Here is an 18,698-nt window from a genome sequence, read left to right on the forward strand (position 1 = left end):
ATCGCGGCCAGGGCCGCTCCCACGACAGCAAGGACCCTCACTTCATCGGCTTGCCCGCATCCACATCCTTGAGGAACCCGATAAGCCCCGTGAAATACGTCGCCTGATCGTCGTACATCGCCATATGGGCGCCCTTCGGGCAGAGCAGGAACCGCCCGTTGGGCAGCTTCTTCGCCATGGCTTCCATGTACGCGGGGTCCATGGTGTCGTACTTCGCCCCGATCACCAGCGTGGGCACGGTGATGTTCTTCAGGTCCTTGCTGCGATCCCAGTGAAGCAGCTTGCCGCTGGCGCCCAGTTCGCTCGGGCCCTGCATCATCACGTACACCTGCTCGTTGAGGTGCGCGAACGAGCGCTCGACGGGCTCGGGCCACTGTGCCGCCGGCATGCGCAGCACGTGTTGTTCGTAGTGCATGGGCATGAGGAGCTCCATGTACCGCGGATCGGAGGTCTTCTTCTCCGCTTCGAGTTTCTTCACCTCCGCGAGCGTCTTCTGGTCCATCGCCGGCATCAGCACCTTGTTCGCGTACGCGTTGTACGCGGGGATGCTGTCCATCATGTTGGAGATGATCACGCCCTTGAGGTGCTGCGGGTACTTCAGCGCGTACTCGATCGCCAGCACGCCGCCCCACGAATGGCCCAGGACGAAGAAGTTGTCCTTGTCCAGGTGCAACGCCTGGCGCACCTGCTCCACCTCGTCGACGAAACGGGGGATATCCCACAGCGACGGATCGGTGGGCTTGTCGCTGAACCCCGAGCCGAGCTGGTCGTAGTAGTAATACTCGATGCCCGCGCCGGGGAAATAGCTGTCGAACGCCTCGAAATACTCGTGCGTGGCGCCCGGCCCGCCGTGCAGCAGCAGAACCTTGATCGTCGGATTGTTGCCGACCCGCTTGGTCCACACCTTGAACTTGCCCTTGGGCGTGTCGATGACGATCGTCTTCTGCCCGCCGGAAAGCACGTCGTCGCGGCCGGTGTTGTCGAAATAGCTGCTCTTGGCAGGCGCGGGCGGCGTGCCGGCCTGAGCGAGGCACAGGGCGGGGATCGCCGTCACGGCGAAGAGGAGGCAGGTGAGCAAGCGGCGCATGGGTCGACCCCTGGGTCTGTCGGTCAGGTGCGCAGTGTGGCCCGGTCCGGTCGGTATGGACAGGGGGAAGACAAGCGCCGGTCCCTTATGGCACGCAGACCGGCGCCGCCGCCTCAGAGCGCGAAATCGGCCTGCACCGGGAAGTGGTCCGACGGGTAGCGGCCGTCCTTCGATGTGGTGACGGTCTGAACCGAGATCGCCTTGATGTCGCGATAGAGGATCCAGTCGATCCGCTTGTTCGCCTGGCCGGTGAAGTTGTGGAAGGTTTCCGCGGGGCCTTCGCGTTTCGGCGCTGTGTCCCATGCGTCCTTGAACGTCGCGGTCAGGGCCTTGTGCGCCTCGCTGTCCGGGCCCGTGTTGAAGTCGCCCGTGATGATCACCGGCACACCCTTCGGTAGCTTCGCGACCCATGCCGCCATCTCGCGGGCGCTGCGCGAACGCGCGTCTTCGTCCTGGTCGCGATAGGGGTAATGCGTGTCGAGCAAATAGAAACGCTTGTGGTCCGAGAGGCTTTCGAAAAGGGCCCAGTTCACCATGCGCGGGAACACGTTGCCCCAGGTGATGCTCGCTACCTTGTCGGGCGTGTCGGAAAGCCAGAAGTCCCCCGACTCGATGACCTTGAGGGAGTCCTTCCGGTAGAAGATGCCCATGTGCTCGTCGGTGTGCTTGCCGTAACGATCGCGGCCGAACCAGACGTATTCGGGGAGGCGCTCCACCGTGTCGTCGCCCTGCTGCTTGTAGAGCTCCTGCGTGCCGATCACGTCCGGGTGCAGCTGGCGGATGGTGTCGGCGAAGAGGTCGCGCCGGTGCTCCCAACCGTTCGCTCCGTCGTTGCCCGTCATGGTGCGGACGTTGAACGACATGACCTTCAGGTCACCGGCGGTGGCGGGGAGGGCGATGGCGGCGGCGATCAGCGTGAACGCAATGCGCGAGAGACGAGTCATGGGCTCCGGCTTCGTTTGGGTGAGCACCCGACTATATCGACGTAACGACATCGTTGTCGTGACAGGCGTCCTGAGACCATGCGCCTTTGTCGCATCGTCCCGCCCCGGGCGCGTCGCTGGGGCAGAATAGGGCGATCACGCATCGAGGTGTCCATGACGGCCGGAAACGACGAAAGCTCCAGTGGTACCAGCGGACGCAAGGCCGTGATCGGCGTCGTCGTGGTCGCTTTCCTGGCATCGGCGACCACGGCCATGCTCGCCTTCACGGCCTCGCACAGCGCCCGGGAAGCCGACGCGAAAGGCCTCGCGGCCGACACGGCGGACCTGCGTGGCGTGCTGAGCGAGTGGCAGGCACAGGTCGACGAGGCGGGCAGGGCCGCCGCCGGGGATCGCGCCACGGTGCTCGGGCGGCTCGTCGAGCGCGGTGAGGCACTGTCGTCGTGGAAGCCGCGCACGCCCTGCGGCCAGGAAGCGCGCGACAACCTGCGCAAGGCGATGGAGGTCCGCGTGCTCATCCTTCGCGAAGGCGGGTCGGACAGGAACCCCGACGAGGCCGGCGTCCTGGCGACGACGTTGCGGCAATGCGAGGCCCAGCGTGGAAGGGACGTGGACATCTGAGCCCGTAACCGGTATGCGGCCGCGAGCGCTTGCATTCGGTAAGACGAGCCAGGTCGTTCATTTCAGCGCGATTTCTTGCGAAAACGTGTCAGGGAAACTTTTTTGAGTAAATGCTCAAATTTTCGTTGACACGGTGCATCAAAGCCCCCTAAGTTTCGTCTGTCGCGAGTGATACCCCATCATTTGATCGGGGCTCGCGGCACCGTGACTGCACGGCTTCTTCGCTGTGCTACGGGGGAACGGCACGACCGCTCGGGGGAGTGGGTGCCGCATCGGCAGGACTTCCTCGCAGCACGCGTCGACGCGCCGGCGGTCATGGCCATTTCGGTGGCCCATGCACTGGGTCGTTCTGGGGAGATATCCATGCAGCTTCATTCCATCCGCCACCGCGGAGGGCTTCGGCCGTCCCTGCTGGCAGTCGCCCTGGCCGTCGGTTTCGGCGCCAGCGCTCCGGTCTTCGCGCAGTCCACCACCGCCGACATCTTCGGCCAGGTGCCCGCGGCCGCCGGCGAAACCGTCCAGGTCACGAGCAGCACGGGTCTGACCCGTTCCGTCGCCGTCGACGAGCAGGGCCGTTACCGCATCGGTAACCTTCCCGTGGGCTCGTACGACGTCAACCTGCTTCGCAACGGCGCCGTCGTCGACTCGCGCAAGGGCGTGCAGCTCAAGGTCGGTGGCGCCACGGACGTTTCGTTCGCCGCCGCCACCACGTCCGCCAGCGCCCAGTCGCTCGATCAGGTCACGGTGACCGCGAACACGCTGCCGCCGATCGACACCACCGCCGTCGACTCGCGCACGATCGTCACGGCCCAGACCCTCGCCCGCCTGCCGCTCGGCCGTAACGCCGAAGCGATCGCGCTACTGGCGCCGGGCGCGGTGCCGGGTTCGAGCAACCTCGGCAACGGCCGCTACCGCACGGTGTCGTTCGGTGGTTCGGGCGCGTCCGAGAACGCGTACTACATCAACGGTTACAACACGTCCGATCCGTACCGTAACCTCGGCGGCGTCGGCCTGCCGTACGGCGCGATCGACCAGCAAGAGGTGTACACCGGCGGCTACAGCGCCATGTACGGCCGTTCGGATGGCGGCGTGATCAGCCAGGTCGGCAAGCGCGGCACGAACGACTGGCACTTCGGCGCGCAGGTGCTGTGGGAGCCGAAGTTCGCCTCCTCCACCGCCGGCAGCATCTATTACGGCAACAAGGCCCTGCCTCCGGGCTACGGCTACGCCGATCCGAGCCTCGTCGGTTCGATCTATCGCAATCGCGAAGACAACACCAAGTGGACCACGACGTACAGCGCGTACGTGGGCGGTCCGCTGATCAAGGACAAGCTGTTCTTCTTCGTCGCCACGGAAGCGGAAAAGAGCGAGGGCGTCAGCACGGCGTCGGTGGAAGCCAACCCGGTCGCCAACAACCACTACACGTACAACCTGCCGAAGTACTACGCGAAGGTCGACTGGAACATCACCGACTCGAACATCCTCGAGCTCACGGGCATCCACTCCACCGACGAGCAGCGCGGCACGTACTACAACTACGACTACGACACGCGTACCGTCGGCGGCCCGCTGGGCTCCAACGCCGATACGTCGAAGCTCACCTCGAAGTACGCGATCGCCAAGTACACCAGCTACATCACGGACGACCTGACCTTCACCGCCACGTACGGCAAGGGCTGGACGACCGATTACCTGCACAACCCGACGCCCGGCCTCGACCAGCAGCCGTACATCGACAGCCCGTTCCTGCAGAACCCCGCACTGAACGGCGGCACGCCGATCACCAACCTCAATACGTCGTCCACGACGCAGGCCCCCAACGCCGGCAGCCGGACGCACGGCCTGCGCCTCGACCTCGAGTGGCAGCTGGGCGATCACCACCTCGCCGGTGGTATCGACAACATGCATTACTCGGCCAGCAACGAAGGCCAGGACACCAGCGGCCCGGGTTACTACCTGCGTTACCGCCGCGCGTCCGAGGGTAACGAGAACGTGCCGATCCGCCCGTCGCAGGGCGTCGGGGCGCCGGGTGGCGACGGCTACTACGTGACGGAGCGCATCTTCTCCACCGTCACGAGCATGTCGCTCGACCAGAAGGCCCAGTACCTGGAAGACCGCTGGCAGATCACCGACCGCTTCCTGCTGAGCGTCGGCGTGCGTAACGACAGCTTCAAGAACTTCAACGACAAGAACCGTCCGTACGTGAACAGCGGCCCGCAGTGGGCACCGCGTATCGGCGCGAGCTGGGACGTGTTCGGCGACTCGTCGCTGAAGATCTACGGCAACCTCGGTCGCTACTACCTCGCGCTGCCGAACAACGTGGCCGTGCGCGGCGCATCGCCGTCGACGTACACGGACGTGTTCTACACCTATACCGGCATCGATTCGCTCGGTCGTCCGACGGGCCTGACCGAGATCAGCCCGGGCGCGGTGTCGCCCGATGGCGAGTACGGCCAGCCGGTCGATCCGATCGCGGTCAGCGCGCGTGACCTGAAGTCGCAGTACCAGGACGAAGGCATCCTCGGCTTCGACAAGACGCTGGGCGATGGCTGGGTCACCGGTGCGAAGGTGACGGTCCGCAAGCTCAAGAGCGCGATCGACGACGTGTGCGACACGGGCCTGCTGGGCGAGAAGATCGCCGCGGATGGCGGCAACCCGGACAACGTGATCATCCCCGGTTGCGTGATCTTCAACCCGGGCGCCACCAACACGTTCAGCCTCGCCAACGTCGACGGCGGCCGCACCGAAGTGAAGATGAACCAGCAGGACTGGGGCTTCACGCAGAAGGCCAAGCGCAACTACTACGCGCTCGACCTGTACCTCGACCATCCGTTCGACGGCAAGTGGCAGGGTCGTGTCGACTACACGTTCTCGCGTAGCTACGGCAACACCGAAGGCCAGACGAAGTCCGACATCGGCCAGACCGACATCTCCAAGACGCAGGACTGGGATTCGGCCGAATTGATGCGCTACGCCAACGGCCTGCTGTCGAACGACCGCACCCACCAGATCAAGGCTTACGGCGCGTACCAGTTCACGCCGGAATGGATGGTCTCGGGCAACCTCCGCCTCGCTTCCGGCGCGCCGAAGTCGTGCCTGGGCTTCGAGGACGCCGAGGCCGATCCGGATCCGCTGGGCTACGGCTCGTCGTACCACAACTGCAACGGCATGCCGTCGCATCCGGGCGACAAGCGCAACCCGTGGTACCGCCAGCTCGACCTCGCCGTGACCTACCGTCCGAACTACTTCGACGGCAAGCTCGCCTTCGGTCTCAGCGTGTTCAACGTGACCAACGAGCGCAAGCCGCTGAACAGCTTCTCGACGTACGAAGCGGGCCCGGTCACGGTCAACAACAACTACGACCTGGGCCAGTTCTACCAGACGCCTCGCTACGCGCGCCTCACCGCCACGTACGACTTCTGATAGGCGCCTCACCCCTTACGACAAGAACAAAGCCCCAGGGACGGGGCATGCATCCCCAGATCGCCGCCTGCTCCTACAGGCGGCGTTTTTTATGCGCCGATTTCGCCTAAACGATGGCTGAAAGCAGGGGCTTGAAACGCCGCGACGCCGCCCTATCATTTTTCCCGCCAGCCGCTTCGGGACTGGCCTGGCCGCCGGGCGACGGCGGCGCTGAGAACCCATTCCATGTTGCTTCAAGGAGAATATGGCCATGCGTACTCTTCTCGATTTCACCCCGCTTCACCGCTCGAGCATCGGCTTCGATCGCGTGTTCGACCTGCTGGAATCGGCCGCCCGCACGCAGCAGGGCGACAATTACCCTCCCTTCGATTCGGTCAAGCTGAGCGACGACGCCTATCGCATCACCATGGCGGTCGCCGGCTTCACGGAAGATGAGCTCAGCATCTCCGCGCAGGGCAACCTGCTGCTGGTGAGCGGCGAGCACAAGGCCGAGCCCGAGGGCGAGTTCCTGCATCGCGGCATCGCGAACCGCGCGTTCAGTCGCCGGTTCGAACTCGCCGAGCACATCTACGTGACCGGTGCGCGACTCGCCAATGGACTGCTTTCTATCGAGCTCAAGCGCGAGGTGCCCGAGGCGATGAAGCCGCGACGCATCGCGATCGACAGCGCCGGCGCATCCACGTCGACGGTGAAGCAGTTGCACAGCGAAGCGGCCTGATCCTCCAGACAAGGCGTTCGGCAAAAGCCTGGCTCGCGGCCACCGCGCCGCGAGCCTTCCGAAAGCCGAAAAACCCCACGATTCCTTCGCAACCTCTCAACACCCGCGGTACCACGCTTCCAGCAACGAACACGGGAGCAGACACATGTCCGACGACAAGACCAAGCGCGGCCCGGCCGACGCCAAGCGCATCAACGTCAACGAAGACTACGAAGTCCAGTACTGGACCAAGGAACTCGGCATTTCCCGCGAGCAGCTGACCGAAGCCGTGAAGCGGGTCGGTCCGATCGCCGAGGACGTGCGCGCCCACCTCCGTCGCCGCCACTGACCACTTCGGCCCCGCACGACCCCCGGCCTGCCCCGTCGAACTGAACAGGCGGCCCACTCTCGTCGGGTGGGAGCCGATCGCATCGGCGATCCCGCGCCAGCGGGCAACGTGCGAATGACGCCGTCCGGCGTTCCCCAAACTGCGACAAGGTGGCCCCTGAGATGAGGCTACCGGACCAGGGACAGGCCCCCGATGTTGAAAACGCGGCACCGAATGCCGTCGAAAGGCTGCACGTCGCATCGAACGGCGACACACAGCCTTCCGTACCAACATCTGAGAGCGAGGACGACGGAATGATAGATCTGACCGGAAAGCGGGCCCTGATCACGGGAGGCTCCCGCGGCATCGGCGCGGCCATCACGAAGACGCTGGCGTCGATGGGCGCTGACGTCGCTTTTACTTACCAGCAGGCGTCCGGGAAGGCGCAAGACGTCGTGGGCGCTGTCGAACAGTCGGGGCGCCGTGGCGTCGCCATCCGTGCCGACAGCGCCAATCCCGCCGACATCGCGCGTGCGGTCGACGAAACGGTTTCCACGCTGAGCGGTCTCGACATCCTTGTCAATAGCGCCGCCATCGGTCACACGGGAACGATTGCGGATCTAGACATCGACGCATTCCAGTCACTCATGGACATCAACGTTCGGGCCCCCGTGTTGTACGCCAAAGCAGCGATCCCGCACCTCGGGCAAGGCGGCCGAATCATCACGATCGGTTCCGCACTCGGCGAGCGCGTGCCGTTCCCCGGTATCACGGGCTACGCGATGTCAAAGGCCGCGCTGAACTCATTCACCCGTGGCCTCTCAAGAGAACTCGGACCGAGCGGCGTCACCGTCAATCTGGTCCAGCCCGGCGCGACCGACACCGATGCAAATCCGGCTAATGGCGAGGGAGCCGACTTCCAGCGCAGCCTCACCTCGCTGGGACGCTTCGCGGAGCCGAACGACATCGCCAACGTGGTGGCGTTCCTGGCAAGCCCCGCGGCCGACATCATCACCGGCGCCACGATCACCGCCGATGGCGGTGCCATTGCCTGATCGCCGATACGCTCGTGGGTGTAACAGGCGGATGGTCGATCGCGACGATCCAGCCAAGGTCCTTGAGCGCTCTCGCCTGCGATTAGCGAGCGAACTTGCGTTCGGGGAAGCAGTTTGCTCGCCTGCAACGACACGCTCGCCAACGATCGGGTCGCCGAGAAACCATAAGTCGAGAGGGTCTTGTCGTTCATTCGGTTAACGCGCCGCACTCGCATGCGCGTCGCCGCGCACGAAGCGGTTGTCACAAGGGACACCCCGTACGCGGCGACGTTGTGGCAAAATCCAGGTCAATAGCGTCGGCGACGTAGAGCGTCACTTTCCGATCAGCTTCAGCGCATCATGTTCGAGATTTCCGCTCTTGATATGTAGCCGCGTGCCGTGCTTCTTCAAGAATTCATTCTTCAATCTCGATGTTGTCGAGTCGGTGCTGGGGACGCGGGTGCAGACGATTAGCGCCCCTACTGCACGTCGGGGCGCACCGCAACGCTCAAGAAGCTTCGCTGTAGCGAGAATCTGTTCGCATGCGTGCCGTATCTCCTTGCCCTTCAGTTCGACAATGATGTTGCCCGTGTCTGGAAAGGAAACGACGTAGTCTGCAGCCAACTGATGGTTTACTAAGCCGCCATCAACTTTCGTCACGAAGACATCTTTGCGCCCAGGATTTAGAAATACGGCACTCTTACCGTACTCCCTAACTCTCACTTTCGAATCGTTCCGCTTTTCTCGAAATGGTTCGCAAGTATCCTTACTGCTCGTCACAGTGACGCCTCCAGGTCCAAAAGTCCGTCAAACTCCAATCCGGTCTCTTCTGAAACGGAGTCAATGTATCCGGCGTCGATAAGCCCGTACTCGTCGAGAATAGGTACAAGTTCTCGACCGTGAATTGCGTAAGCTGAAGCCTTCTCAGGCGAGATCCACGAGCCGGATGGGATGAGCTTGTCGAGTTCTTTGCGACCATCGACCGAGAGTCGCCTTGCAACTTGGCCGGCTTTGATGAGCGTATTCATCTTGGCGAGCACGTAGGGGCTGTGGGTAGTCAGTACCAGCGTGCGGCCAGCGACGTTCTTGTTGCCGGTCCTTCGAGGCTGTCGGTTTACAATTTCGGCAAACATCTCCAAGAGCGACGTCTGCGCACTTGGAAAAAGGTGGGCTTCCGGTTCTTCAACGAAAGTCAAAGATCCCCGCTCGCGCCATAGAGAGAAGCGTAGCGCGTAGAGCAAAGGAAGGAGCTCTTGTTGGCCTGACGAAAGGGCGTTGAAGGGAATACTGCGGCCGTCAGGAGTTACGAGAAACTGTTTGCCTCGCTCCTGACTGACTCGACCACCAATGAGTGCCTCAATTCGCTGAAGGACTGGACTCGGCTCTTCTCGCTCGTAAAACGAAGACTCACGCAAGTTCGTAACGAGTCTCCCGAACTCATGCACAACCGGATCAAGTAGCGTGCGTTCTTCAAACGCAGTAACAAGCTTCCCAATGCTCGTGAAGAAGGACCGCCCGGCAGGAATATAAAGCTGCATGTCGGGCATGTGTCGGCCCATCGCACCCTCTATGGTGCGCCGAACTATTGAAAAGGAGCCGTACAGAAAATCCGGGTCTCGCTTCTTCTGCGCAGCCTTAAGGTGAACTGCAACCGCACTTTCGAACAGACGCTCGGTGTCGGGCGAGCAGATCAGTTTCGCCTTTGGCTGGCCGTTCCGGGTCTTAACTCGTCGAATGGAGAGCTCATAAGGGCCGTTTCGATACGTCACTTCAAACTGTTTGGATCCCCATGCCTGCGGGGGAAACCAAGCAGAAAACTCATCGAGACAGCGGTCTCTGATCTCCTCGGATGTATTCGACTCCTGAACCCAGAGCGGAAGCGAGGAAAAGATGCCGTTAAAGAAGTAAAAGAGCTTGCATATTACGCTCTTACCGCTCGCCTGCGGTCCGATGATTACGGTGATGTCGTTGAGTTCCAGGAGCGCTTTGTCGATGCAGGAGAACGACTTCACTTCGAGCGTACGCATTCGCCGGATCCTTTGGCCGTGTCGGGAGGATGATCTTCGTCGAGACTATCAGTTGAGGCAATTCCACGACTACCTCTTTGGGCGCCTCGTACAAAGCGAACTTCGTCGGACTTCGCCCACACCCTGAGGTCGCCCGGCGAGGCCAAAAAAAGACCCGCATCGCTGCGAGTCTTTGGAAGGATGGTGGCTCGGGACGGAATCGAACCGCCGACACGGGGATTTTCAATCCCCTGCTCTACCAACTGAGCTACCGAGCCACGAGTGCCTGCAACGAGCGTTGCGGCCTGTGGAGCCGCGTATTAAATCGGGTGTGGGCGTCGGCGTCAAGCGTCTCGTTCGGGTGGGACGTAACCGGCGGGCTGGACGACGTCGCCGCCGAAGAAGTACTTCTCCATTTCGCCACTCAGGAACGTGCGGGTCTTCGGGTCGAGCGGGGAGAGGCGCATCTCGTTGATGAGCATGGTCTGGTGGCTGAGCCATTGGGCCCAGGCTTCCTTCGAGACGTTCTCGTAGATGCGCTTGCCGAGGTCGCCGGGCCAGGGGGCGAAATCGAGGCCTTCGGCGTCGCGGCCGAGTTTCACGCAATGGACCATGCGCGTCATGGGGTGATCTCCGGAAGATGGTCGAGCAAGGTGCGGACGGGCGCCGGGAGGCCGAGCGAGGCGATGTCGTCGCGGTCGCACCAGCGGCGGTCGTCGCGTCCGGCCACAGCGGCGAGCGGGGCCGCATGGTCGAACAGGATGGGCGATACGTCCAGCCGGTAGTGGCTGAACACGTGGGTGAAGGCGGGGAGGGGATTCGCGGCGCCGACCGTGGCCAAGCCCGCCGCCACGTGCGAAGCGGCTTCCGCGTCCGCGGCTTCGGGCAGGCTCCACAGGCCGGACCAGACGCCCTGGGGGCCGCGCTTTTCGAGCAGGACGCGTCCGCTGCGATCGCGCAGCAGGAGCATCGCGAGCGCGCGCGTCGGCACCTTCTTGCCCGGCTTCGCGGTAGGCAGCACGGCGGTCAGGCCGTCGCGATGCGCCACGCACGTCGCCGCCTGCGGACAGAGCGGGCAGAGCGGCTTGCTGCGCACGCAGACGGTGGCACCGAGGTCCATGATCGCCTGCGTGTAGTCGGCGGTGCGCTCGGACGGCGTGTGTTCGTCCGCGTGCTTCCAGAGCTGCTTCTCGATGGCGCTTTCGCCGGGAAAGCCGACGATGCCGTGGTAGCGCGCGAGCACGCGCTTGACGTTGCCGTCGAGGATCGGGAAACGCAGTCCGTATGCCTGCGCGAGGATCGCGCCGGCGGTCGAGCGGCCGATCCCCGGCAGCGCCATCAGGGCGTCGAGGTCGCGCGGCAGTTCGCCGCCGTGGCGTTCGACGCACAACTGCGCCGCCCGATGCAGGAAGCGTGCGCGGCGGTAATAGCCGAGGCCCGACCACAGCGCGAGCACGGTGTCTTCGTCGGCGTTCGCGAGCGAGGCCAGCGTCGGCAGCCGATCGACGAAGCGCTGGAAGTAGCCGATCACGGTGACCACCTGCGTCTGCTGCAGCATGATCTCCGACAGCCACACGCGATAGGCGTCGCGCGGATGCTGCCACGGAAGATCCTTGCGCCCGTGGTGGTCGTACCAGCGCAGGAGTTCGCGCGCGAAGGGCTTCATGGCGTGGCGGCGGTGCTGGCCGGCGCCGGCGCGGTGGCGGCCGGCACGGGCACGTTCGGGGTAGCGCGGATGCGCAGGCCCGTCGCCTGCACGCCGCCAACGTCGAGCGTCTTCGCTTCGACGGTGCCGAGCAACGGCGGGAGCGTCGGCCGGCCACCGGCACGGATGCCGCCCCACCATTCGCCGAGCGCGAGCGGAGGAATGCGCAGGTCGGTGTGGTCGTTTTCACCGTCGAGCTTCAGCGCGATGTAGAGGGGGTCGCGCTGGTTGGCCGGTGTCACGTTGAGCACGATGTCGTAGGGCGCACCCGCTTCGCGCGTGACACGTCCGGCGAGCGATGCGCCGACATCGGCCGCTCCGCGCCAGGTGGCTTCTCCGTGCAGCGTCGCGTCGAAGCGCGATGCGCTGGCGACGTTGATCTTGGCATCGCCGAGCGTCAGCACGCCGCGGCTCAGCGTCGGCGTGGTTTCGAGGTCCAGCGAGTACGGCGTGGTATCGGCCGTATGGGCGGCGAAGGCGAGGGTGAATGGCCGGCCGTTCGCGAGGCGCCCGGCGTCGATGTCGACATCGGACAGCAGCAGCTGGTTACCGCGCGTGAGCGTACCGCGCGATACGCGGAAGCCGGCGTCGATCGTCGGCAGGATGGCGCCGGAGGTCGACGGGCGCGGGGGCAGGGTGTCCAGGTAATCCGAAATGGCGTCGACATCGATGCGGGCGCCCTCGATCTCCAGACGGGAAATGCGGGCGTCGCCGCCGAGCAGCGTATGCCACGGCAGGACCAGCTTGCCGCGCGACGCGACGATGAGCGGCGCGCCGGCGCCATTCGCGCGCACGATCATGCCGTCGAGTTCCAGCGCGGGCTTCGGCCACAGCGTGGGGCTGGCCGGGCTGGCCAGCGTCAGCTCGAGGCCGGCGGCACGCGCCCGCGACTGCAGCATCGCCGTGAAGCGGTCCGGCTGCAGCACGACATAGGTGGCGATGAAGGCGGCGAGCACCAGCGCGAGCACGAGGCCGCCCGCGGCGATCAGGCCGATCCGCAGCCGCCTGTTCATCGGCACGCCGGGTCAGCCGCCAAGCGTGGCCGGGAGCAGGCCGTCGACGAAGGCTTCCGCGTCGAAGACGCGCAGGTCGGTGGCGGTTTCGCCAAGGCCGACGTAGCGGATGGGCAGGCCGAACTCGCGCGCCAGCGCGAACATGACGCCGCCCTTCGCGGTGCCGTCGAGCTTGGTGACGACGAGGCCGGTCACGCCCGCCGTGTCGCGGAACTGACGCAGCTGGCTGATCGCGTTCTGGCCCGTGGTGCCGTCGATGACCATCAGCACCTCGTGCGGCGCGCTGGCGTCGAGTTTTTTCATCACCCGGCCGATCTTGCCCAGCTCGTCCATGAGGCCGCCCTGCGTGTGCAGGCGGCCGGCGGTGTCCGCGATCAGCACCTGCGCGCCGCGCGAGCGCGCCGCCTGCAGGGCGTCGAAGATCACGCTCGCCGAGTCGGCGTCCTGGCCCTGCGAAACCACGGGCACCTTGTTGCGCTCGCCCCAGGTCTTCAGCTGCTCGACGGCGGCGGCGCGGAACGTGTCGCCGGCGGCGAGCATCACGCTGCGCCCCTCGTCGGAGTAGCGCCGCGCGAGCTTGCCGATGGTCGTGGTCTTGCCGACGCCGTTGATGCCCACCGTGAGGATCACGAAAGGCGAGGGCGAACTGACGTCGAGCGGGCGCTCGACGGGCTTGAGCAAGGCCACCAGGGCCTCGCGCAGGGCCTTCAGCAGCGCGCCCGCATCGGCGAACTCGCGCTTGTGCATGCGCTTGCGCAGGTCCTCGACGAGGCGCGTGCTGGCATCGACGCCGACGTCGGCCGTGATCAGCGCGGTTTCCAGTTCGTCGAGCAGGTCGTCGTCGAGCTTCGGATGACGGACGAACAGCGACGTGAGGCTCTTCGCGAACCCGCTGCCGGAGAGACGCTCGCGCCAGCTGCGCTTGACCGGCTGTTCCGGTGCGGCGACGGCCTCGCGGGCCGCGTCCACGACGGCGGATTCCTCGGCCTCGGCCTCGACCTCGGGCGCCTGCGGCTCCGGCGCGGCGGTCTCGATCAGCGATTCGGAGGTTGCCGCGCCGGGTTCGGCCGAGGCGGGGTCGGCGGATCGATCGACGAGCGCCTCGGGCGCCGGCGATTCGGTCGGCGTGGGTTCCGCGGGCTTCTTCTTCCAGAACTTGAGCATTGCGCGAGGGATTCAAAGACAATGGGCGAATGCTATCACCCCCGCCCTCACTGGCCGCTGAGCGATGAGCGCTCCCGGCCGCATCCGCGTCATCGGCGGATCCCTTCGCAACTCGCGCATCGAGGTGCCCGACCTGCCGGGTCTGCGGCCCACGACGGATCGCGTCCGCGAGACCCTGTTCAACTGGCTGCTGCCCGTGGTGGAAGGAGCACGTTGCCTCGATCTCTTCGCGGGGACGGGTGCGCTCGGCATCGAGGCGCTGTCGCGCGGCGCGGCCGGCGTCACGTTCGTGGAGCGCGAGCCGCGCCTCGTGGCGGCGCTGAAGGCCAACCTCGTCCGCCTGAAGGCGACGGGCGGCGAGGTCGCCGGCGACGATGCGGCCCGCTGGCTACGCGGCGCCGCGCGGCCGTTCGATCTCGTCTTCCTCGATCCCCCGTTCGCGCTCGATCTGTGGGCCGATGCGGCCCGGGCGCTGGAGGACGGCGGCTGGCTGTCGCCGCGTGCGTGGATCTACGTCGAAGCCCCGCGCGGCACGTCCTTCGCCCTGCCCGATACCTGGCTGCCACACCGGCAGGGAACGGCAGGGGAGGTGGCCTACACCCTCTATCGCCGCACACCGGCCGATCCGTTAAGCTAGCCCGCGTTTTCCCTGACCCGTCCCTTCATGACCCTCTCGCCGGCCAATCCGCGACTTGCCGTCTATCCCGGCACGTTCGATCCCATCACGAACGGGCACGCCGACCTCGTGTCGCGCGCGGCGCCGCTGTTCGACCGGATCGTGGTCGCCGTGGCCGAGAGCCGCAGCAAGGGTCCGGGCTTCAGCCTCGGCGAGCGCATCGCGCTGGCGAGGCTGGCGCTGGCCGACCTGCCGAACGTGGAAGTGCGCGGTTTCGACTGCCTGCTCGCCGACTTCGTCACGGAGATCGGCGCGGGCGTGATCCTTCGCGGCCTGCGCGCCGTGTCGGATTTCGAATACGAATTCCAGCTCGCCAGCATGAACCGTCACCTGATTCCCCAGGCCGAGACGCTGTTCCTGACCCCGGCCGAGCAATACAGCTTCATCTCCTCCTCGCTCGTGCGTGAAATCGGTCGCCTGGGTGGCGATATCTCCGGCTTCGTGCATCCGGCGGTGCAGCAGGCCATGCGTCAGCGTTGGCGCAACTCTTGAAAACAAAGGTGATCATCATGCGTAAGTTCGTCCTCGCCGCGTCCGTGGCCCTGACCGCCGCCCTGGCCCTCACGGCCTGCAACAAGTCGGAAGACGCCGATCAGGCTGCCACGCAGCAGGAAGCCGCCGTCGCGAAGCCGACCAACCCGACCGATACGAAGGCCTGGAGCCAGTACTTCGGCCAGATCGTGCGCAAGAACATGCAGGGCATGACGGCCGACCGTCCGTTCCCGTACTTCGTGCCGGCCGGCGACGACCAGGCCGGTCAGGACGGCCGCGCCCGTCAGCTCGAGAACGTGCAGGGCACCGTCGCCCGCGGCGTCACCCCGGGCAACATGCTCGTGTTCGGTGGCCCGGAGTCGGCCAAGACGGCCGATCTGATCGTCGAGGCGTTCAAGGGCGCCAACGCCGGCTCGTTCAAGAACGTGATCGTGCTGTTCATCGGCGACCAGGCCGACCAGCAGCGCGTGGCCGATGCGCTGGCACCGAGCGGCGCGACGTTCCGTTTCGTCGCGATGTAATCGGGCCGGATTCACGGCCGCGAAGGAGGGCGCCGCTCGCGGCGCCCTTTTTCATGCCTGCCAGCAGGGAAGGCCGTACCGCGCTAAAATGCCGGCCATGTCCCTGATGATCCTCGACACCTGCGTCAACTGCGACGTCTGCGAGCCCGTGTGCCCGAACAAGGCCATCTCGCTGGGCGAGCAGTATTACGTGATCGATCCGAACCTCTGCACCGAGTGCGTCGGCCACTTCGACAACCCTCAGTGCGTGGAAGTCTGCCCGGTCGAGTGCATTCCGCACGATCCCGATCACGTCGAGACGAACGAGCAGCTCATGCTCAAGTACGAGCACCTGATGGCCCGCGCGGCGTCCTGAGGCGGCATGGGTTAATCTCGGGGGTTGAAGATATTTCCCGGAGATCCATCCCCATGGTTCATGCCCCGTCGTGGCGCGTCGTCGCCGCGAGCCTGTTCCTCGTCGCCGGCGCCGGACATGCCGCCGCCCAGGATGCGCCTTCCGCGGCGCGCGGTCCCGGCCATGCCGCCATCGCCAGCGCGAATTTCCTCGCGACCAACGCCGGATTCGAAGTGCTGGCCAAGGGCGGCAACGCGTTCGATGCCGCGATCGCGGTCTCGTCGACCCTCGCGGTCGTCGAACAGCAGAGTTCCGGCATCGGCGGTGGCTTCATGGCGCTGCTGCACCGGGCGTCCGACAAGCGCGACGTCTTCATCGACGCGCGGGAGACGGCGCCGAAAGCCGTCGACATGAAGGTGTACGTCGGCAAGGACGGCAAGCCGAACCGCGACGTGTCGACCAACGGGCCGCTGTCGGCCGGCATTCCTGGCGAACCCGCCGGCCTCGCGTGGATGGCGGAGCACTACGGCAAGCTGCCGCTGTCGGTGTCGCTCGCGCCCGCGATCCGCATCGCGAAGGAGGGCTTTCAGCCCGACAAGCGTTTCCTCGGTGCGATCGACGACCGCAAGGAGACGCTGGCGCGTTATCCCGCCTCTGCCGCCCTTTATCTGCCGGATGGCAAGGTGCCGGCGCAGGGCTGGACGCTGCGTCAGCCGGATCTGGCGAAGACGCTCGAGCGCATCGCCGCGAAGGGCGCGGACGGCTTCTACAAGGGCGAGACCGCGAAGCTGCTGGTCTCCGCCTCGCGCGAGGCCGGTGGCAACTGGACGGCCGCGGACCTGGAAGCCTACAAGGTGAAGGAGCGCGAGCCGCTCACGGTCGACTACAAGGGCTACCGCATCGTCACCGCGCCGCCGCCGTCGTCGGGTGGCGTCGCCATCGCGGAAATCCTCAACATCCTCTCGGGTTTCGACCTCACGAAGATGGACCTCGCGCATTCGACGCACCTCACCATCGAAGCGATGCGGCGCGCGTTCCGCGATCACAACGAATACCTGGGCGACCCGGACTTCGTGAAGATGCCGCTCGACATGCTGCTGTCGCGTCATTACGCCGACGGGCTGCGCGCCACCATCTCGCCGGACAAGGCCACGCCGTCCGACCTGCTGCCGACGTCCATGGCGCCGGAGCCGGGCATGCACACGACCCACTTCTCGGTGATCGATGCCGACGGCAACATGGTCGCGTCGACGCTGACCGTGAACCTCGAGTTCGGTTCGGCGTTCGTCGCGAAGGGCACGGGCGTGGTGCTGAACGACGAGATGGACGACTTCGCGCTCGTGCCGGGCCAGCCGAACGCGTTCGGTCTGCGTGGCGCGCTCGCGAACGCGCCCGAGCCGGGCAAGCGGATGCTGTCGTCGATGTCCCCGAGTTTCGTGCTGGGCGCGAACCGCACCGCCGTCATCGGCTCGCCCGGCGGTTCGACGATCATCACGCAGGTGCTCGAAGGCATCCTCGCTTTCGTGGACGGCAAGAGCGCCTCCGAGATCACGGCGCAGAAGCGCTACCACCACCAGTACCTCCCGGACCGCGTCGATGTGGAAGACGGCGTGTTCGACGCCGCGACGACGAAGACGCTGCTCGACATGGGGCACGTGCTGCGCAACCGCTCGCCCTGGGGCTTCATGAACGTAGTCACCTGGGATCACCGGACGAACACGCTGGACGCCGCGAGCGATCCGCGCCGTCCGTCCGGTCTGGGCAAGGTGCAATAAGGTCGTCGCGATGAAACTCTGGTCCTTGATCGGCAATTCCCAGCAGCTGGACGGCGGCGCGATGTTCGGCAACGCGCCGCGCGCGATGTGGTCCCGCTGGATCGCGCCGGACGAACACAATCGCATCCCGCTGGCCTGCCGCTGTCTGCTGGTGACCGGTCTCGACGGGCGCAACGTGCTGTTCGAAACCGGCATCGGCGCCTTCTTCGAACCCGCGATGCGCGAGCGCTACGGCGTGGTGGAGGATCGGCATGTGTTGCTCGATTCGCTCGCCGGGGCAGGCCTGTCGCACGAGGACATCGACGCCGTGGTGCTCTCGCACCTGCACTTCGATCACGCCGGCGGACTGCTCGCGCCATGGGCGGAGGGCGAGGCACCGCGGCTGCTGTTTCCCAATGCGCGCTTCCTGGTGGGCGCGGAACACTGGGCGCGAGCGCGCGATCCGCACCCGCGCGACCGGGCCTCGTTCATCCCGGACATCATCCGCCTGCTCGAGGAGAGCGGCCGGCTGGAACGGGTCGAGGCCGGCGTCCCGTCGTCGCTGGGCGATGCCGTGCGCTTCGAATTCTCGGAAGGGCATACGCCCGGACTGATGCTCGCCGAGGTGGGTGGCGTGGTCTTCTGCGCCGACCTCATTCCGGGGCGTGCGTGGGTGCACCTGCCGGTGACGATGGGGTACGACCGCTGGCCGGAAAAACTCATCGACGAGAAAAAGACATTCCTTGACGACAAGATGGCCCGGGGCGTGAGGCTGTTTTTCACGCACGATCATGGCTGCGCGCTCGCGGCGGTGGAAAAGGATGCTAAAGGCCGCTACTCGGCGGTCGATACGCTGGATAGGCTGGACGGGCTAGAGGCCCGCACCGGCGCATGACGGGGGC

General features: G+C 65.5%; 19 protein-coding genes and 1 tRNA gene. 11 read left to right on the forward strand and 9 right to left on the reverse strand.

The genetic code is table 11. The features are described 5' to 3' along the window. Nucleotides 1–37 precede the first annotated feature (37 nt). On the reverse strand, nt 38–1,087 hold the full coding sequence (locus BMW54_RS00410; RefSeq protein WP_090052028.1) for a proline iminopeptidase-family hydrolase: 1,050 nt from the start codon (nt 1,085–1,087) through the stop codon (nt 38–40). A 113-nt stretch (nt 1,088–1,200) separates the two neighbouring features. After that, nucleotides 1,201–2,031, reverse strand: coding sequence for an endonuclease/exonuclease/phosphatase family protein (locus tag BMW54_RS00415; RefSeq protein WP_090052030.1), 831 nt, complete (start codon nt 2,029–2,031; stop codon nt 1,201–1,203). A 153-nt stretch (nt 2,032–2,184) separates the two neighbouring features. Between BMW54_RS00415 and BMW54_RS00420 the strand changes: the two genes are divergently transcribed. The 5 genes from BMW54_RS00420 to BMW54_RS00440 all read left to right on the forward strand — a co-directional run bounded on the left by BMW54_RS00420 (nt 2,185) and on the right by BMW54_RS00440 (nt 8,152). Next, nucleotides 2,185–2,649 (forward strand): hypothetical protein, encoded by a 465-nt coding sequence (locus BMW54_RS00420; protein ID WP_090052032.1) that lies wholly within the window; start codon nt 2,185–2,187, stop codon nt 2,647–2,649. Nucleotides 2,650–3,012: 363 nt separating this feature from the next. Further along, nucleotides 3,013–6,072: a TonB-dependent receptor gene (locus BMW54_RS00425; protein ID WP_090052033.1), complete on the forward strand. Its 3,060-nt coding sequence runs from the start codon at nt 3,013–3,015 to the stop codon at nt 6,070–6,072. A 250-nt stretch (nt 6,073–6,322) separates the two neighbouring features. Further along, complete coding sequence (locus tag BMW54_RS00430) at nt 6,323–6,790, forward strand: Hsp20 family protein (protein ID WP_090052035.1); 468 nt, start codon at nt 6,323–6,325, stop codon at nt 6,788–6,790. A 145-nt stretch (nt 6,791–6,935) separates the two neighbouring features. Beyond that, nucleotides 6,936–7,118 (forward strand): DUF3606 domain-containing protein, encoded by a 183-nt coding sequence (locus BMW54_RS00435; RefSeq protein WP_090052037.1) that lies wholly within the window; start codon nt 6,936–6,938, stop codon nt 7,116–7,118. Nucleotides 7,119–7,411: 293 nt separating this feature from the next. After that, the gene (locus BMW54_RS00440) at nt 7,412–8,152 is read left to right on the forward strand and encodes an SDR family NAD(P)-dependent oxidoreductase (RefSeq protein ID WP_090052039.1); all 741 of its coding nucleotides are present in this window, start codon (nt 7,412–7,414) and stop codon (nt 8,150–8,152) included. A gap of 312 nt (nt 8,153–8,464) precedes the next feature. On the opposite strand, the gene BMW54_RS18345 is transcribed toward BMW54_RS00440, so the two are convergent. The 7 genes from BMW54_RS18345 to ftsY all read right to left on the reverse strand — a co-directional run bounded on the left by BMW54_RS18345 (nt 8,465) and on the right by ftsY (nt 14,019). Then, the gene (locus tag BMW54_RS18345; RefSeq protein ID WP_139205995.1) at nt 8,465–8,791 is read right to left on the reverse strand and encodes a hypothetical protein; all 327 of its coding nucleotides are present in this window, start codon (nt 8,789–8,791) and stop codon (nt 8,465–8,467) included. A gap of 116 nt (nt 8,792–8,907) precedes the next feature. Then, a complete protein-coding gene (locus BMW54_RS00445) occupies nt 8,908–10,158 on the reverse strand; it encodes an AAA family ATPase (RefSeq protein WP_090052041.1) in 1,251 nt (416 codons plus the stop codon). Between the two features lie 181 nt (nt 10,159–10,339). Next, nucleotides 10,340–10,415: transfer RNA gene (locus tag BMW54_RS00450), tRNA-Phe, on the reverse strand. A gap of 66 nt (nt 10,416–10,481) precedes the next feature. After that, nucleotides 10,482–10,760, reverse strand: coding sequence for an oxidative damage protection protein (locus tag BMW54_RS00455; protein WP_090052042.1), 279 nt, complete (start codon nt 10,758–10,760; stop codon nt 10,482–10,484). Continuing rightward, entirely contained in the window at nt 10,757–11,803 is a 1,047-nt protein-coding gene (mutY, locus tag BMW54_RS00460; RefSeq protein ID WP_090052044.1) for an A/G-specific adenine glycosylase, read from the reverse strand. Before mutY ends, BMW54_RS00455 begins: the two co-directional genes overlap by 4 nt. Continuing rightward, complete coding sequence (locus BMW54_RS00465) at nt 11,800–12,855, reverse strand: AsmA family protein (protein WP_090052046.1); 1,056 nt, start codon at nt 12,853–12,855, stop codon at nt 11,800–11,802. The genes mutY and BMW54_RS00465 overlap by 4 nt, the downstream gene beginning before the upstream one ends. 12 nt (nt 12,856–12,867) lie before the next feature. Beyond that, nucleotides 12,868–14,019, reverse strand: coding sequence for a signal recognition particle-docking protein FtsY (gene ftsY, locus BMW54_RS00470; protein ID WP_090052047.1), 1,152 nt, complete (start codon nt 14,017–14,019; stop codon nt 12,868–12,870). A gap of 64 nt (nt 14,020–14,083) precedes the next feature. Between ftsY and rsmD the strand changes: the two genes are divergently transcribed. The 6 genes from rsmD to BMW54_RS00500 all read left to right on the forward strand — a co-directional run bounded on the left by rsmD (nt 14,084) and on the right by BMW54_RS00500 (nt 18,691). Beyond that, complete coding sequence (gene rsmD / locus BMW54_RS00475; protein ID WP_090052049.1) at nt 14,084–14,656, forward strand: 16S rRNA (guanine(966)-N(2))-methyltransferase RsmD; 573 nt, start codon at nt 14,084–14,086, stop codon at nt 14,654–14,656. 27 nt (nt 14,657–14,683) lie between these two features. Beyond that, the gene (gene coaD, locus BMW54_RS00480; protein ID WP_090052050.1) at nt 14,684–15,187 is read left to right on the forward strand and encodes a pantetheine-phosphate adenylyltransferase; all 504 of its coding nucleotides are present in this window, start codon (nt 14,684–14,686) and stop codon (nt 15,185–15,187) included. Between the two features lie 17 nt (nt 15,188–15,204). After that, entirely contained in the window at nt 15,205–15,708 is a 504-nt protein-coding gene (locus tag BMW54_RS00485) for a hypothetical protein (RefSeq protein ID WP_090052052.1), read from the forward strand. A gap of 97 nt (nt 15,709–15,805) precedes the next feature. After that, a complete protein-coding gene (locus BMW54_RS00490; protein ID WP_090055532.1) occupies nt 15,806–16,063 on the forward strand; it encodes a YfhL family 4Fe-4S dicluster ferredoxin in 258 nt (85 codons plus the stop codon). A 53-nt stretch (nt 16,064–16,116) separates the two neighbouring features. Next, the gene (gene ggt, locus BMW54_RS00495) at nt 16,117–17,817 is read left to right on the forward strand and encodes a gamma-glutamyltransferase (protein ID WP_090052053.1); all 1,701 of its coding nucleotides are present in this window, start codon (nt 16,117–16,119) and stop codon (nt 17,815–17,817) included. A 10-nt stretch (nt 17,818–17,827) separates the two neighbouring features. Then, complete coding sequence (locus BMW54_RS00500; protein ID WP_090052055.1) at nt 17,828–18,691, forward strand: MBL fold metallo-hydrolase; 864 nt, start codon at nt 17,828–17,830, stop codon at nt 18,689–18,691. Nucleotides 18,692–18,698 lie beyond the last annotated feature (7 nt).

Origin of the sequence: Luteibacter sp. 329MFSha (genome assembly GCF_900111665.1) — a bacterium.
In the GTDB taxonomy this organism is placed as follows: domain Bacteria; phylum Pseudomonadota; class Gammaproteobacteria; order Xanthomonadales; family Rhodanobacteraceae; genus Luteibacter.

Bases quoted from the DNA above. Each gene is read 5' to 3' on its own strand.
- BMW54_RS00410 (WP_090052028.1), bottom strand. From the start codon at position 1,087: ATGCGCCGCTTGCTCACCTGCCTCCTCTTCGCCGTGACGGCGATCCCC.
- BMW54_RS00415 (WP_090052030.1), bottom strand. From the start codon at position 2,031: ATGACTCGTCTCTCGCGCATTGCGTTCACGCTGATCGCCGCCGCCATC.
- BMW54_RS00420 (WP_090052032.1), top strand. From the start codon at position 2,185: ATGACGGCCGGAAACGACGAAAGCTCCAGTGGTACCAGCGGACGCAAG.
- BMW54_RS00425 (WP_090052033.1), top strand. From the start codon at position 3,013: ATGCAGCTTCATTCCATCCGCCACCGCGGAGGGCTTCGGCCGTCCCTG.
- BMW54_RS00430 (WP_090052035.1), top strand. From the start codon at position 6,323: ATGCGTACTCTTCTCGATTTCACCCCGCTTCACCGCTCGAGCATCGGC.
- BMW54_RS00435 (WP_090052037.1), top strand. From the start codon at position 6,936: ATGTCCGACGACAAGACCAAGCGCGGCCCGGCCGACGCCAAGCGCATC.
- BMW54_RS00440 (WP_090052039.1), top strand. From the start codon at position 7,412: ATGATAGATCTGACCGGAAAGCGGGCCCTGATCACGGGAGGCTCCCGC.
- BMW54_RS00445 (WP_090052041.1), bottom strand. From the start codon at position 10,158: ATGCGTACGCTCGAAGTGAAGTCGTTCTCCTGCATCGACAAAGCGCTC.
- BMW54_RS00455 (WP_090052042.1), bottom strand. From the start codon at position 10,760: ATGACGCGCATGGTCCATTGCGTGAAACTCGGCCGCGACGCCGAAGGC.
- mutY (WP_090052044.1), bottom strand. From the start codon at position 11,803: ATGAAGCCCTTCGCGCGCGAACTCCTGCGCTGGTACGACCACCACGGG.
- BMW54_RS00465 (WP_090052046.1), bottom strand. From the start codon at position 12,855: ATGAACAGGCGGCTGCGGATCGGCCTGATCGCCGCGGGCGGCCTCGTG.
- ftsY (WP_090052047.1), bottom strand. From the start codon at position 14,019: ATGCTCAAGTTCTGGAAGAAGAAGCCCGCGGAACCCACGCCGACCGAA.
- rsmD (WP_090052049.1), top strand. From the start codon at position 14,084: ATGAGCGCTCCCGGCCGCATCCGCGTCATCGGCGGATCCCTTCGCAAC.
- coaD (WP_090052050.1), top strand. From the start codon at position 14,684: ATGACCCTCTCGCCGGCCAATCCGCGACTTGCCGTCTATCCCGGCACG.
- BMW54_RS00485 (WP_090052052.1), top strand. From the start codon at position 15,205: ATGCGTAAGTTCGTCCTCGCCGCGTCCGTGGCCCTGACCGCCGCCCTG.
- BMW54_RS00490 (WP_090055532.1), top strand. From the start codon at position 15,806: ATGTCCCTGATGATCCTCGACACCTGCGTCAACTGCGACGTCTGCGAG.
- ggt (WP_090052053.1), top strand. From the start codon at position 16,117: ATGGTTCATGCCCCGTCGTGGCGCGTCGTCGCCGCGAGCCTGTTCCTC.
- BMW54_RS00500 (WP_090052055.1), top strand. From the start codon at position 17,828: ATGAAACTCTGGTCCTTGATCGGCAATTCCCAGCAGCTGGACGGCGGC.